The organism is Shewanella sp. POL2, assembly GCF_000282755.1.
Lineage (GTDB): Bacteria > Pseudomonadota > Gammaproteobacteria > Enterobacterales > Shewanellaceae > Shewanella > Shewanella xiamenensis.
This window is the reverse complement of sequence record NZ_AKZL01000106.1, coordinates 1-13,836: the sequence shown is the minus strand read 5'-3', so window position 1 is coordinate 13,836 and position 13,836 is coordinate 1. Positions and strand designations below refer to the sequence as shown.

Sequence of the window (13,836 nt, the reverse complement as noted above, 5' to 3'; positions counted from 1 at the left end):
TTCGATAATATTGGTCGTTTGCAGGCGGAGTTGTTTAGAGCTGTGTGCCTTGTTGTTGATACAGGTATTCACCATAGTCGTTGGACGCGGGAACAAGCCATTGACTATATGAAGAAAAATACTGGAATGTCAGATCGCGATGTAACCGCTGAAATTGAGCGTTATATTGTGATGCCCGGCCAAGCGACAGCCTATAAGGTGGGGATGATGAAGATCTTCGAATTGCGAGAAAAAGCCAAACAAGCCCTTGGGGACAAATTTGATTTGCGCGATTTTCACGATGTGCTGCTTAAAAATGGCGCTGTTCCCTTAGATATTTTAGAAAAATTGGTTGATCGCTATATTGCTGATAAGCGTCGTCAAGCCTAAGTTGAGGTGACTTTAGTTGGCACATCCCCGCAGGAATGGTCTGCGGGGATGTATCCCGCTCACGTAAGTGATTCGTCTTCTGGCTTTCCCCATCCGGTTTCAATACAATTCCCCCTTACACGTTGATAAATGCCTTTGACAATTATGGTTTATTGTCTGTTGAGGTATTTTTGAGTTTCAAGGTTTTGCTGATGAATCGCTTTCCCCCCCAAGAGCCCATTCAATTGACTCAAACGGCAATTGAGTCCTTATTCACGCCGCCAACCTTGATGCGTGCCCGTGATTATGTGATGCAGGGGAAGGTGTTAAGCGCAAAAGCCAATGCCGATTTTCGCCATATTGAAGGCTCGGTAGCGGGCAGTGAAACCTCACCCTATCGTCAGGATATACGTTTAGTCAGCGTCAATCATAAGCTCATCATGAACGGTTTTTGCTCCTGTCCCGCCACGGGACATTGCAAGCATATGGCTGCGGTACTGTATAGCTTGCTCACCGATAAAACGGTTGAGGATCAACGCATCGCCCAATGGTTACATCTACTCGATGATGCCGATGATCCTCGTTTGAATGATGTTGAGTCCCTCTACGATGATCGGGTGCTGTATATCCTCTCAAAGGACGATAATGGGGTGTTTATCGAGCTTAGGCGCGGCAAGCTTGGCAAGAAGGGCGGTTATAACAAGGGTTCCAAAATTGCGCTCTCGGATGTGCAATATTATATGCCTGCATGGATTGGTGCTGAGGATGTGCTGATCATCAATCTGATAATGTCTACGAGGCGCCATGGTGCATCGCGGCTCTATCTTAAGGCGCAGTTAGGTGCGGTTGCGCTCGAGAAAATGCTCGCGACCGAACGTTGTTTTTGGGAGGAAAGTCGCCTCGCATTGACCGCGGGCGATGCCATTACGCCACAGTTTATTTGGCAGGATATTGATAGTGAACACAAGCAAATGCGCCTTGTTTTACCCAAGCGAGATAATTGGGAGCTTGTGCCAACCGAGCCTGCGTATTATATCGAACTCGATTACTTTCAAATTGGTCTTATCGACACCGATATCAGTATTGAAAAATTGCGCCTACTCAGCCAAATGCCACCCGTGCCTCGCACGCAGGTTGAGGTGGTGAGTCATAAACTGATTAAACATTTTTCAGCGCGTACAGTGCCGCTACCAAGTGCCATCAATTTTGTCGAACTACGGGATAAACTACGGGTTCGGTTGAGCCTAAATATGCTTTCGGCGGTATCGACTCAGGCCAATGCTACTCTGCCTAATTCGACCCAACTCAAGACAACAACGCCACATATTCAAGCTGTTGATATCAATCAGCCCTATGTGACCTTGGCATTTATCTACGGTGATGTCGTTTTGAGTGGTAATGCAGCTAAAGAAGACTTAACCCTTGTGACCCAAGGCGGAACGACCTATCAAATTAACCGTGCGTTGGACGAAGAGCAAGCGGCGGTTGAGGTTCTGCAAACGCTTGGATTTACTCGTTTTGTATTTGATCTTAGCAGTTTAGCCTGCCACTGGCGCTTAGGTGTGTTGCCCGAGGCGATTCGGGAGTGGCTGCACTTTATCGATGAAGAAGTCCCAAGATTACAAGCCCAAGGTGTTGAGGTGTTATTGGCGCCCGAGTTTAGCCTTAAGGTAGTCGACGCGCCGTTAACCGTTGAGCTGGATGACAGTAAAGAGGGCTGGTTTTCCCTGTCTTTGCATGCGGATATCAATGGTCAGCGGTTACCCATGTTGCCGCTGGTGGCCACTTGGCTTAAACAACATGGTGAGCCCGCCGATGATGCCGAGCTATTGCTACCTAGCCCAAATGGTGAGTGGCTTAAAATTAAAGCCAGTGTTATCAAACCCTTGATGAGCATTATTTTAGAGCTGTTTGAACAGCACCGCGGCAACAGTATCGCCTTACCTAAATATCGGACACATTTACTCAATGAGTTAGCCCAGAGTGATATCAGCTTGCTCAATGGTGAGCGGGTGCGCCAACTTGCGGCCAAATTAGAACAATTTACTGGTGTTGTTGCGGTTACTGCGCCAACCCAATTACAGGCAGAGCTGCGTCCCTATCAGCAACAGGGCTTAAATTGGTTATGTTTTTTAAAGGAATATCAACTAGGTGGCATTTTAGCCGACGATATGGGATTGGGTAAAACCATTCAAACTTTGGCATTCCTGTTGAAGCAAAAACAGCTTAAGTCCGCGGCTGGCCCTCATCTACCCAGTTTAATTATCTGCCCCACCAGTTTGGTCGGGAACTGGGCAAAGGAGGCGGCAAAATTTGCGCCTTCGTTAACACTGGCGGTGATCCATGGCGCACAGCGCGGGCCGCTTTTGGCACGGTTAAGTGAGTTTGATGTGGTTGTTACTACCTATCCGTTAATGGTGAGGGATAACGATTTTTACCAGGCACAACCTTTTGAGCACATAGTGCTTGATGAAGCACAGCAGATTAAAAATGCTCAAGCTAAAGTCAGTCAGATGATTAAAGCGCTGCAGGCGCCTTTTAAACTCTGCCTTACGGGGACGCCCCTTGAAAATCATTTAGGTGAACTCAAATCCTTAATGGATTTTTGTTTGCCAGGACTCCTTGGGACAACGGCTTATTTTAATAAGGCATTTCGTTATCGGATTGAGCGTTACGGCGATAGTGAGCAGGCAAAAGTGTTAAGTCAACGCATTGCGCCCTTTGTGCTCAGACGAACGAAGGCGGAGGTAGTGACTGAACTTCCGCCTAAAACCGAAATTTATCAAACTCTTGAGCTTGAGAAAGATCAACGCAATCTGTACGAGAGTATTCGCTTAAGTATGGAGAAAAAAATTCGAGAATTGTTTGCAAGCCAAGGCGTGGCGGGCAGCCATATCGAGTTTTTAGACGCGCTGCTCAAATTGCGTCAAGCCTGCTGCGATCCGCGATTAGTAAAGCTCGAACAGGCACAAAAGGTTAAAAATAACGCCAAGCTTAACTGGCTTAGCCAAAACTTGCCGGAAATGGTGCAGGAAGGACGCAAAATTTTAATCTTCAGCCAATTTACTAGTATGCTGATTTTGATTGAAGAATTACTCCAATCCTTAGAGATCAACTACAGCAAACTGACGGGCCAAACTCGGCTACGTCAGGTGCAGATTGATCAATTCCAAGAAGGCGATACGCCAGTGTTTTTAATTAGTTTAAAGGCGGGCGGAACCGGGCTTAATTTGACTGCTGCTGATACGGTTATTCATTACGATCCTTGGTGGAATCCTGCGGCCGAAAGGCAAGCCACTGATAGAGCACACCGTATTGGCCAAGAAAATCCGGTGTTTGTCTATAAGCTTATCGCCGAGGGGACGGTCGAAGAAAAAATCCAAGAGATGCAGCAGCATAAACAAGGTTTAGCCGATAGTATTCTTGAAGGTAAGGGCAGTGGCGCATGGCAAGGTAGTGCCGATGAACTGCTCTCTTTATTCCACTAAGGCATTGTTGCATATCACCGCCTGTGGTCGTTGACTTGGCGACTCTTGTACAAGCAGAGCGGTAACAGATTGATGCTTAAAAATTCTTTTTAAAATGCGAGTTAAAAGACAGAGGTGACCCATGCAGTACCCAGTCGATACCCATACCCATACCGTGGCATCCTCCCATGCCTATAGCACTATCCATGATTATCTTGCGGTGGCAAAACAAAAGGGGCTCCGCCTGTTTGCGACGACAGATCATGGCCCGGCCATGGCGGATGCGCCGCATTTTTGGCATTTTGTGAATTTACGGGTATTGCCGCGCATGGTCGATGGCGTCGGCATTTTACGCGGCATTGAAGCCAATATTAAAAATCGCGACGGTGAAATCGATTACTTTGGCGATTATCTGTCGCAGCTCGATATCGTCTTGGCTGGATTCCATGAACCCGTGTTTGCGCCCTCGGATAAGGCCACCCATACCGAGGCGATGATTAATACGATTAAAAGTGGCAAGGTCGATATTATTACTCACCCAGGAAACCCCGCATATCCCATTGATATTGAAGCAGTCGTCACTGCCGCAGCAGAATATGGTGTAGCACTTGAAATTAATAATTCCTCCTTTGAAGTGTCTCGCAAGGGCAGTGAAGCCAACTGCACCGCAATCGCTAAGGCGGCTAAAGCGTTAGGTGCAACCTTAGTCATGGGGTCTGATTCCCATGTGGCATTTAGCCTTGGTGGATTTGATCGCGCCTTAAGCATTATCGATGCGGTTGATTATCCAAAGGATAAGCTGCTTAATCGCTCGCCCATGGCGCTGTTAGACTTTTTGACTCTGCGTGGGCATCAAACTGTTGCTGACTTTATACCGCACTTTCGCGATGAAGCAATTTGAGGCGCTTGAGTCAATCAATGCAGGATGTCACTCCCGCGCGACCAACAGTGCTCTTAACTGGCGCGCACAGCCAACTAGCAAAAGCATTAATCCGAACGCATCTCAATGGTGGATTAGCATTTAATCTCCATCCGCTTACGCATGCTGCGTTAGATATCAGCGATAAATACAGTGTGGCTGAGGTGTTTGCGCAGGTGAAACCCGACTGGGTGATTAACTGCGCGGCCTATAATGCGGTCGACAAGGCTGAGACGGCAGTGGATGAGGCTTATCGCGTCAATAGCCACGGCCCAGAATTATTGGCAACCGAATGTGCGCTCACGGGCGCGCGGTTAGTACATATTTCCAGTGATTTTGTTTTTAGCGGTCTGCTTGCGGGCGTTGAGGCCAATGCCTTAAGTGAAACGGTGACACCTTCGCCAATATCGGTTTATGGCAAGAGTAAGCTTGCCGGAGAGCAAGCGGTGCTGCGTATCTTGGGTGAGCGCGCGATTGTTATCCGTACCGCATGGCTTTACGGTGTCGATGGGCATAATTTTGTGAAAACCATGCTGAGGTTGATGGCCGCCACGCCTGATGCTCAGCCGCTCACAGTGATAAACGATCAAATCGGATCTCCTACGTGGGTCGATACCCTCGCGTCGCTTATCTGGCAACTGATGCTAACGGGTGAGGCGGGGCTATTTCATTATTCAGGACAGGGGCAATGCAGTTGGTATGAATTTGCTGTTGAAATTCAGCAGCAAGCGTTGGCTCTGAAGTTATTAAAGAAAGCCGTGCCCATCATTGCCATTGATAGCCTCAGTTATGCCGCCAAAGCGCTTGAGAAAGGCAATGTACTGGCACAAAGGCCGAGTTACAGCGCGCTTAATAGCGATAAACTGCGACAGACGCTGGATAAGCACCATCTTGTGGCTATGCAATGTCCTGAAGTTTGGCAGGATTGGCGAGTGCAACTTAACTGCATGCTTAATGCTTTTATAACACAAGGCGAAAAATCCTAAACTGATGCCGTTTTTTTGTTACTCACAGGCAAGCGGATTGCCTTTGCCAGTATTCCACTCCTAGTGGTTTATTTTCAAGGCGGTGAATACGAATGCAGCCTAGGGAATGACTCTTTTCAGCGTATCTTGCTTGCCTTAGACTCGACTTATTTAAAATTAAAGCCTGATGCTTAGGACTTAAGCTTTGGTGTTTAAGCCCGCTTAGTCAATTTTGCTTGATTTATGACTAATTTGTTCTTAATTCTCAATGGCTGCCGATGGCATAATGCCGCAAAGCTGATTGAATAAAGGACGACTAAGTGACCGATAACACCACAATTGCGCTGCATTTTTCTAAAGCGGACTTGTTGCGGCTAGTGAATATAGCCCATGCGGCAGGTGATGCCATTATGGCGATTTACGCCCAAGAGCATATTGCTGTTACACAAAAGAGTGATGAGAGTCCTGTAACTGCTGCCGATCTTGCGGCTCATAGGGTGATTGTCAGTCAATTAGCTGAGCAATTTGCGGGCATTGCTGTGATGTCAGAAGAGGCCGCCGATATTCCTTGGGATGAGCGTGAGCAATGGCAGACCTACTGGCTTATCGATCCTTTAGATGGCACGAAGGAATTTATTAAGCGAAATGGCGAGTTTACCGTCAATATTGCGCTTATCCATCAAGGCGAAGCTATTGCAGGTGTGGTTTATGCTCCAGTGTTGAACACGACTTATTATGGGGCGAAACACTTAGGTGCTTGGCGACAGGATGGACAGCAAGAACAGCCGCTTCAGGGCTGTAAGATGCCAAGACAGGTGCCGATAGTGGTGGGCAGTCGTTCGCACTTAAGCCCAGATGTGGCTGATTATTTGAACAATATTGGCCAGCATGAAATGTTAAGCGTAGGAAGCTCGCTGAAGTTTTGTATGCTGGCAGAAGGTAAGGCCGATCTCTATCCAAGATTGGGGCCTACCAGCGAATGGGACACTGCGGCAGCGCAGGCGGTACTTGAAAGCGCAGGCGGTAAAGTCGTGTGTTATGACTCAGGTTTACCCTTAACCTACAATCAAAAACCTGACATATTAAACCCTTATTTTATTGCCACAGCGCCTGGCTGGGCAAAATAACGAGCAATCACAAGCGAGTCTGCGCGGACTCCTTGGCAGAACAATAGCGGAGAAGCTTATTCATGATACGCATGGGCATCGATTTAGGCGGCACAAAAATAGAACTCGTCGCCTTAAATGACGAAGGAAATGAGGTTTTTCGTAAGCGTATCAATACCCCTCGGGATTATCAGGGCACGCTTAACGCGATCGTCGATTTAGTGAATGAGGCGGAAGCGACCTTAGGTGAAAAAGGCTCAGTGGGGGTAGGGATCCCTGGTGTGATTTCCCCCTATTCTGGACTGGTTAAAAATGCCAACTCGACTTGGATCAACGGTCATCCCTTGGATGTGCATTTAGGGGAGCTGCTCGGCCGTGAAGTGCGGGTTGCTAACGATGCCAACTGTTTTGCGGTATCTGAAGCCGTCGATGGTGCTGCTGCGGGTAAATCTGTGGTGTTTGGAGTGATCATTGGCACGGGCTGCGGCGCGGGTGTGGCCATTAACGGTAAAGTGCATGCGGGTGGTAATGGCATTGGTGGCGAATGGGGCCATAATCCGCTGCCGTGGATGACCAAGGAGGAGTTTAATACTACCCGTTGTTTTTGCGGTAATCCTGATTGTATCGAAACCTTTATTTCAGGCACTGGCTTTGTTCGTGATTACAATGAGGCGCTCAGTCGCGCAGCAAGCGTCCAACGTGTGCCCGCTAAATCTGGTTCAGAGATCATGAGCTTAGTCGACGATGGGGATGAGATAGCGATATTGGCCTTTGACCGCTATATGGATAGACTCGCGCGCTCACTGGCTCATGTGATTAATCTACTTGATCCTGATGCGATTGTATTAGGTGGCGGCATGTCGAATGTTGAGGCTATTTACCCAAGATTACCTGCATTATTAAGCCATTATGTTGTAGGGCGCGAATGCCGAACACCGGTTGTACAGAATCTTTATGGTTGTTCTTCGGGCGTGCGTGGCGCCGCTTGGTTATGGGAAAAATAACCCAGTAACCTTAAGTTTTCACTCGTGACAACGCATCGCCTCGGCGATGCGTTTTGCTTTCTTTTGATGTTATGATTGCGCTCCTTTGGATTATTGGGCGCTAGCGCATGTTTTGGATTAAGAAAGTTGTCTCTCAGGCAATTATGCCTGTTCCATTTATCCTGTTGTTATTGCTGCTATCTTTGTTTATTTGGCGCAAACCGCGGTTAGCAAAATGGGCGATTGCCAGTGCTTTTACCCTTCTACTGTTATTAAGCAGTCAATTTAGTGTCGATTATCTCGTGAAACCGCTTGAGACCCAATATCCCATTAATTCCACTCCCATTGCGGATACCTGTGTGGTGATGGTGCTGGGTTTTGCTCACTCGGATATTGAAGGTGCTACGGCGGTACAGTCCTTATCGGCTGTGGCATTGGCAAGATTAACGGAAGGGCTTCGGCAGCTTAAGTTAGGTCAAGATTGTAGTTTAGTCGTTAGTGGTTGGGGCGGCGAGCTAACCCAACATCCCCACGCTGAAGTGATGGCCAAGGCTGCGGTTGAACTTGGCATCGATGCGTCACGTATTATTGAATTTCCGCTCGCGCGCGACACCCTCGAAGAAGCGCACTATTTTAAAGAGCGCTTTGGCAATCAGCCTGTGCGATTAGTCACCTCGGCCTCCCATATGCCACGGGCGATGGCCATTTTTAGTGGTAAAGGATTAACCGCAAGTGCGGCGCCGACGGATTTTAGGGCCAGAGACGATTTTTATTGGCGTTTTACTGCGGATAACTTACTCGCCTCGCAACGTGCGCTACATGAATACATTGGCCGTTTATGGCTTTGGGTAAAACAGGAATAAAAATATGGCCTTAGAGTCTGATATTGTATCGGTTCGTCCACTCTCTAAACGTAATGGTTTGACTTTAACTATTGTAGGTGCCTGTGCCTTTGTATTGGGCTTTGGCTTGTTTGTGATACTACCTGAGCTATTTGCAGTGGGCTTAGTGTTTTTCAGCTTGGGTGCAATCGCATTGATATTGGGCCTTGCAAAGGTTTTCGAGCCTGACACCACATTGACTATGGATGAGCAGAGGCTGACTTATTTTCATCGTCGCGGCAAGGTGTCGATAAACTGGGATAATATTCAGCGGGTTGACATTCCAAGGGTGACTCAGGGAGTTGATACTATTGAGCTTTCCTATATTGGTATTAAGCTAAAGCAGTTAAATCCGATACTCGATAATATTTCATTACGGCTTGCAGCGGGATTATTGACTGAGCAGCGGCCGTTACTTGTTACCGCCGCATCACAGCAAGAAGATTTAGCGACCTTAGAAACTTATCTTGGTGCTGAATTTAGCCCTTTGGTGGTTGATGGTGACAGATACCGCGGCGTATTGGCGATGTTTGGACATCGCTGCGCGATGCTCAACACTCACCTTGGCTATCATCTTTATATTCCCCATGACAGTTTAGATCGTGAGCCGCGGGAATTTATTAAACTGTTAAGGCAGCGCATCGCGCAGAGTTCGACGCAAATCGATGCTACAACAAATTAACACTACTGATAAAAAAGGGGCCCCGATGGGGCCCCAATAAGTTGCAGAGAGGAAGTTTGGGTTGTGCAGGGGGCAACCCAAAGGTACTAGTACTAGTGTGCTACCTCTGCGTGTACCTTATCTATGCCATAAGTTTTACCTTCAGCATGGCAGGTCGCGCATGATTCTACTGGTAGGTTAGGATCAGTCACTGCATCCGCTTCTACAATCGCACCGTTACTTCTAAAGTGAGCTACTGCTGCTGCATCTGAGTGAGCGTGACAGCTGCGGCATGATTCAGCTACTGGGCTAATATAGTAGCTACCCACTTTGATAGAGCGTTTTTCAGAAGTCAAACCACCGTCAGTTGCAAACAGTTTAGCGCCGTCTTTATGACATGCAGAACATGCTGTTTCTGGTGATGGGTAACCGAGCAATTCACCTTTATCGTCACGGAAGATGCCTGTGATAGAGTCAAAGTTACCACTGTGGAAACGGTGGGCAACGGTGAATAGGTCTTTGTTGTTGAAGGTGACGTCTGGATTCACTACTTTGCTTCCATCAGCGCCTTTGTAAACAACCGTTTTGTGACCTGAAGCTCCCGTTGTATCGTTATGACAGTTCATACATTGAGTGAAGGCGTAAGTACCGTGTCTTGTTCCTTTGGCATAGTCTAAGGTACCGTGACAGGCATTACATTTGGCTTCTTCAACAGTAATGCGGGCAGGAACTGCCATACGAGCAGTGCTGACTGCGCTACCATCTAAGCTGAAGAATTTAACAGGAGAGCTGTTGCCAATTGGGTTAGTTGGCCCAAATTCAAGTCCTGTTGCATTACAGCTTGCTACTGCACCAGCCTTGATACAAACGTTAGCTTCTGAACTGACATACATAGTTCCAACTGCTTGTGCATCTGGAATATCTTTAACAAAAGTCAATACACCACCAGAAAGCGTACCACTTGCAAGGTTTAAGCTGATAGCTGTTGGTTTAACATCTCGCCACGCATAAACAGTACCATCGGTAGCAACATTACCCAGCAATAAACCGTTAGCAACTAACTTTCCTGTTGGATTAGTGGTCGCATTATAGGTTGCAAGGCTTGTTCCATCGGCAATGGGTGTACCATTGATGGTCACATTAGCCTTGATGGTTAATGTTTTCATACCTAAGGTGGCTGACGGTGCAACTGCTGCACTTGTAAAGTCCACTTTAAATAAGTTGGCGTATTCAGCGCGTTTACCAACACTATGAACAGCTTCTGGTGTTAGGCTACCACTACCGTGACAAGATTTACATTGAGTGTCGTCGGCTTGAGCTAAACCAAATTCTGAGTGGTTTTCACCAGTTGCGAAGTTGACATTGATATGGCAACCCACGCAAGCCTTAGCGTAGATATTGGTGTTATAACTTGGTGCACCATCGTGACAGGATTTACATTCTTTCAAGTCAGATGGGAAACCAATTTCACCAAAGTATTCTTTGGCTTCACCAGACAGATACGCTGCATTATGTTCACCGGCATGGATACGGTGGATCATTGGAGCAAAATCAAAGACCCAACCTTCCGCAAGTTGTGCATCGCTGGGTACTAGATCTGGGTTATGGCAAGTTACGCAGTTTTTAACGTCTTGATAATTATGGTGAGCTTCGATCTTAGCGATATGGCCATCAGTTTCACCGTGACAGTTTTTACATGCTGCACTCGATACTGTGTCTTTGCCTGATGCGGCTAACTCGTCGGTCGCTGGGATAAAATCAACAGGTACTGAAAGTACTTTATCTGCTAAGGCAACGCCTTGGCTATTGGCGATATTGTATGCGCGTAAAAATACTCTGTGTACTGCATTAGGGTTATCATTTGGATTAATGATCGGTGCAGCACCATCGTAAGTCCAAGTGGCAGTGTATGTACCAGGGTTTGCAGTATCTTCAGTTAATTTACAAGCATTCTTAGTACCGTTAAGGCCGTTTAGAGTACAAGTTAATGAGCTACCCGCTTTGTTTGCCGTAGCATTGTTTTGCCATTGAATTGGCGCACCAGTGCCTGACGTATTGTCATTTGCCGTTAAAGAGTAGATCGCAATTTTATCGAGTCCCATAAAAGGAACATCTTTGCCTGCGCTCTTTCCGGTTAAGCTGAACTTAACACTGAAGCCTTCGCTGCTGGTGACTTTGATATCAGCTGGGCTAAGAGTAAATTTCAGATCGGTTATAGATTCTGCGGTTTTAGCAAAAGAACCAGCGGGTAATCCTGGTGTACCAGGCGTGCCCGGTGTTCCAGGGGTACCAGGTGTTCCAGGCGTGCCGGGTGCACCATCTTGCCCGTCTTCTCCGTCCCCGCAGGCGGTTAAACACAAGGCACTAGTGAGAGCTAGTGCCAGTAGAGATTTATTGTAGTTTTTTCATCATCGCGTCCCTTTTTCTTTCTATAAGACTGCGTGTGCAGTGACTCTACTATAGGTCGAACAATCTACTTATAAAGTGGTATTTATAAGTTTGTATCTGATATGTGAACAGTGATTTAACACATCAAAATGGAAATTCTAAAATGTGAAATTAAGTATTTCGCAAATTAGAATCTGACGGTAAAAATGAGATGTGGATTGCAGAATGTTATTTTTGTTTTTAACAATTTGTTGAGATTAATTTTCAATTAATTTTACTTAAAGATACTGATGAAACATTTATCAAATGCTTTTTTACAGTGAAAAATAAAACAAAAACAACTATTGAGAATCATAGTGTACAGAGGGAGAATGCGCTGTATTTACTTAAATTTAACAATTGAAGCTTTTGTAAATAGTGGCACAAGCATCCATGCTTTTGGGGATTATTGACTGACTCGCGTATTGAAAGGCGTGAGGGCGGTTAATAATGAACTGACGACAAGTTCGCATTGTGTTTGACTGTAGCGTCGATGGCTTCGTGGCTTTTCTACGAGAAAATACTGTGGTGGCATAATCGTTTCATGTAGACGGTGTAACTCTGCGATGGGAAGCGGCGCTAGTTTTAATCCCGGCATATGTTTTACGGTATGCATATCAATACTCGAACAAAATGCCACACTTTGCATGGTGAGAAGGTGGGCATACCATTCTTCCCGATCCGTGACTCTTTCAATCGAGGGTAACAACAGCCCTTGGCGCTGACAGAACAGTTCTAGTGGGTCAATTCTGCTGTTAAAGCCCTTCAGTTCAATACATAAAAATGAATAACGGCATATGTGCTCAAGGCTGATTTCAAGTTGGCTTTCCCAAAGGGAATGATGTTTCGAGGCAACGACATAGACATTTGAAATACAGCCTAAGCGTGTAACACTAAGCTCTTTGGATTCGGTCGGCTCTATTGTGATCCCAAAATCTAATTCACCTGCATGTATCAGTTCTGCACTATTATCTTGCCACTTGTGTAGTCTTATTTGGCCTAATTCACTTATCACATCGGGTGAACTGAGCTGTGGTGCTAAGAAACTTAATAATCCATTACTTGCGGCTATATGGAGCGGTAATTCAACGTGACTCGCTGCATTTTGCAGCTGCATTGCAGATTGTTCTAGGTGATAAACCGAATCGGTGAATTGGCAAATAGCGACATACAGACTTTCAGCAAGAGGTGTGGGTTTGAGCCCCTGTTGGCGCCGATAAAATAGTTCATCATTAAAGGTTAACCGTAGCGCATTGAGACAGCGGCTAATTTTGGGAGCCGACACATTTAACGCTTTGGCGGCACTATTTGCATGTCCGTTATCAAAAATACTTTTAAATACAAGTAAGGTGAATACATCAAGTTCGCAGATTTGTTTTAGTAATTGATTGCTCATTTGGTCTCGCCTTGCGATGAGTCTGAGTCTGCAGTCACACAGTTTTGCCTAAGCATATCGATACCATTGATTAAGCAGTAAACCGTATGCACAAAATGCATTGTTGGTGGATTAGGTTAGCAGTTGTCGTACGGCTTAACTGTGATCTCAATCTTTAATTTAACAATTGGTTAACCAACAATGCTAGTCATTGGATTGTATGGTGTTTATTTAGGCGATTTTGGGCTGGAGGAGTAATTTAGCGAGCTCATCATCTTCATCAGAGTCGCTCGTAGTTGGTTGGAACAACGACACATCACTCGCGTGACGTAGGCTAGAATTTAGCGGCGCAAATAAAGGTTAATCTCTAAACGTCGACACACCCTCGCTCTTTTATGGGCTGAAATGTGGATTAGTCATTTTGACTCTGCGATAACAATACGTTTGTCGATGTTGCAGAGGGCAGGCTATGTGCGTGGATTGTCTGGTGATCTTCCTTAATCCTTAAACCAATAAACTGGCCGCCTTCATTGACTTGCATTGAAGTACAAGCAACATCACCGTCGACAATCCCATGTGCTTGGATGACTAAGCGCTCGCAAATCAATCGGCCTTTGAAATACCATCAATAATTAATCTCGACACTTTACCTCGCAGTGAACGACTTCCCGTTTGCTCAACAATCACATTCGCCTGTGACAGTA

Annotated in this window: 10 protein-coding genes; 8 read left to right on the top strand and 2 right to left on the bottom strand. The window is 46.3% G+C overall.

What is annotated here, in order from left to right; translation table 11 throughout:
- The 8 genes from SHEWPOL2_RS19505 to SHEWPOL2_RS19470 form a co-directional block, all read left to right on the top strand.
- Positions 1-369, top strand: a 369-nt coding sequence (locus SHEWPOL2_RS19505; RefSeq protein ID WP_037430867.1) for a DUF885 domain-containing protein, incomplete at its 5' end; no start/stop codon positions are given.
- 191 nt (positions 370-560) lie between these two features.
- Positions 561-3,836, top strand: a complete 3,276-nt coding sequence (locus SHEWPOL2_RS19500) for a DEAD/DEAH box helicase (RefSeq protein ID WP_037430865.1) — start codon at positions 561-563, stop codon at positions 3,834-3,836.
- A gap of 121 nt (positions 3,837-3,957) precedes the next feature.
- On the top strand, positions 3,958-4,716 hold the full coding sequence (locus SHEWPOL2_RS19495; RefSeq protein ID WP_037416787.1) for a phosphatase: 759 nt from the start codon (positions 3,958-3,960) through the stop codon (positions 4,714-4,716).
- A gap of 17 nt (positions 4,717-4,733) precedes the next feature.
- On the top strand, positions 4,734-5,720 hold the full coding sequence (gene rfbD / locus SHEWPOL2_RS19490; protein ID WP_037430862.1) for a dTDP-4-dehydrorhamnose reductase: 987 nt from the start codon (positions 4,734-4,736) through the stop codon (positions 5,718-5,720).
- A gap of 299 nt (positions 5,721-6,019) precedes the next feature.
- On the top strand, positions 6,020-6,826 hold the full coding sequence (gene cysQ / locus SHEWPOL2_RS19485) for a 3'(2'),5'-bisphosphate nucleotidase CysQ (protein WP_037430860.1): 807 nt from the start codon (positions 6,020-6,022) through the stop codon (positions 6,824-6,826).
- A 62-nt stretch (positions 6,827-6,888) separates the two neighbouring features.
- Positions 6,889-7,809: a fructokinase gene (mak, locus tag SHEWPOL2_RS19480; protein ID WP_037416796.1), complete on the top strand. Its 921-nt coding sequence runs from the start codon at positions 6,889-6,891 to the stop codon at positions 7,807-7,809.
- Between the two features lie 107 nt (positions 7,810-7,916).
- Positions 7,917-8,651, top strand: a complete 735-nt coding sequence (locus tag SHEWPOL2_RS19475; protein ID WP_086024096.1) for a YdcF family protein — start codon at positions 7,917-7,919, stop codon at positions 8,649-8,651.
- A 4-nt stretch (positions 8,652-8,655) separates the two neighbouring features.
- On the top strand, positions 8,656-9,351 hold the full coding sequence (locus tag SHEWPOL2_RS19470; RefSeq protein ID WP_037430858.1) for a DUF2982 domain-containing protein: 696 nt from the start codon (positions 8,656-8,658) through the stop codon (positions 9,349-9,351).
- Between the two features lie 92 nt (positions 9,352-9,443).
- Here SHEWPOL2_RS19470 and SHEWPOL2_RS19465 read toward each other — a convergent pair whose 3' ends face one another.
- Together SHEWPOL2_RS19465 and SHEWPOL2_RS19460 are read right to left on the bottom strand one after the other, a co-directional pair.
- Positions 9,444-11,690 carry an OmcA/MtrC family decaheme c-type cytochrome gene (locus SHEWPOL2_RS19465; protein ID WP_239642788.1) on the bottom strand — a complete coding sequence of 749 codons (2,247 nt, stop codon included), beginning with the start codon at positions 11,688-11,690 and terminating at the stop codon, positions 9,444-9,446.
- 473 nt (positions 11,691-12,163) lie between these two features.
- Entirely contained in the window at positions 12,164-13,153 is a 990-nt protein-coding gene (locus tag SHEWPOL2_RS19460) for a LysR family transcriptional regulator (RefSeq protein WP_037430852.1), read from the bottom strand.
- Positions 13,154-13,836 lie beyond the last annotated feature (683 nt).

Excerpts from the sequence above, each read along its gene's own strand:
- SHEWPOL2_RS19495 (WP_037416787.1), top strand. The coding sequence starts at position 3,958 with ATGCAGTACCCAGTCGATACCCATACCCATACCGTGGCATCCTCCCAT.
- SHEWPOL2_RS19475 (WP_086024096.1), top strand. The coding sequence starts at position 7,917 with ATGTTTTGGATTAAGAAAGTTGTCTCTCAGGCAATTATGCCTGTTCCA.
- SHEWPOL2_RS19460 (WP_037430852.1), bottom strand. The coding sequence starts at position 13,153 with ATGAGCAATCAATTACTAAAACAAATCTGCGAACTTGATGTATTCACC.
- mak (WP_037416796.1), top strand. The coding sequence starts at position 6,889 with ATGATACGCATGGGCATCGATTTAGGCGGCACAAAAATAGAACTCGTC.
- SHEWPOL2_RS19470 (WP_037430858.1), top strand. The coding sequence starts at position 8,656 with ATGGCCTTAGAGTCTGATATTGTATCGGTTCGTCCACTCTCTAAACGT.
- rfbD (WP_037430862.1), top strand. The coding sequence starts at position 4,734 with ATGCAGGATGTCACTCCCGCGCGACCAACAGTGCTCTTAACTGGCGCG.
- SHEWPOL2_RS19500 (WP_037430865.1), top strand. The coding sequence starts at position 561 with ATGAATCGCTTTCCCCCCCAAGAGCCCATTCAATTGACTCAAACGGCA.